We start from the raw sequence: 1,145 nt of genomic DNA, 5'->3' as shown, positions 1-1,145 counted from the left end.
TGTTTCACTTGCATGTAACCGATCGCTTGGAATTCACTGTCATCAGAAACCTTGCTCAAGAAGTCATTAGAGAAGCTGTAGACAACTGTTCTAGCCTTATGATCAATATTTTGGTTGACATATTGAGTCAGATCAGTTCCTTTAGCAATCTTCGTGCTATCTTTCAAGAGAATATCTGTGTTGGCAATCCATTTGTGAACGCCATTGTATTCTACAAGCGGTGAATATGTATCCTTCACTTCGATCTTGTCAATAGACTGACCACGTTTCGCTGGCAAGTAAGAAGTGTTCAGCTCGAAGTTGTAAACAGCGCCGACTTTAACCGTCTTGCCATCCAGAGAGTTTTGATCTTTCAGACCATCTTCAACTGTCGCTACAACATCTTTCTTCGGATTAATCTTCGGAATATTGTTTGTTACGATATTGGTTTCTGCAATGCCGGCAAAGTCAATTTGATAAGCCTTGTTATCGTACTTGCTTGCTTCCTTGATATCTTTCTTCACAGTTGTTGGGAAGATCAATTTCAGGTTGATACCTTTCAAGGCATAGTTATTTGTGTAGGCTACTGGATCATCTGAAGTTGTTACCGCAAACTCACCATCAATTGTCAAGCCCTTAGCCTTGATATAATCTTGAACCTTTTGTGGAGCTTCTGCAACAGACTTGTAGATCTTAGTCGTGAAGCCGCTGACAACCTTGCCATCTTCTGTCGTCATACGAACAGCATCCAGATTTGGTGTTACAAACTTGCTAGAGTATTTCTCAACAACCATCAAGCCGGCTTGTTTGTCTTGGTCAACCAAACCAGTTGTGCCCTTGTATTGGTCGTTGTCGATGTTAATTGTGTAAACCTCTGTTGAACCAGCCAACATCGTCTTACCATTGACATCTTCACCCTTAGCATTGGTACCTGTCTTCTTAGGTTCTGCTTGAACAGCCTTATAGACATAGGTAACTTCTGTTACACCCTTCACAACCTTACCTCGTTCTTGACCTTTGGTCTTTTCAGGTACAATGTTGTAAACTGTGTTACCATGCTTGATAGAGATGCTCTTATGATCTGTTGTATCATAGTCTTCGCCAACCTTACCTCGAGCAGTATCGGTCACATCTTCCTTGATCTTCTTACCAGACTCATCCACATA

General features: G+C 41.4%; 1 protein-coding gene. It reads right to left on the bottom strand.

Annotation, left to right across the window (positions count from 1 at the left end; genetic code table 11):
* On the bottom strand, positions 1 to 1,145 hold a 1,145-nt coding region (locus FXF62_RS10685), incomplete at both ends, for a MucBP domain-containing protein (RefSeq protein ID WP_187984275.1).

The sequence above is a fragment of the Streptococcus cristatus genome, from assembly GCF_008369405.1.
Lineage (GTDB): Bacteria > Bacillota > Bacilli > Lactobacillales > Streptococcaceae > Streptococcus > Streptococcus cristatus_G.
Note: the sequence above shows the minus strand (reverse complement) of the source record. Positions and strands in the feature narration are given on the sequence as shown.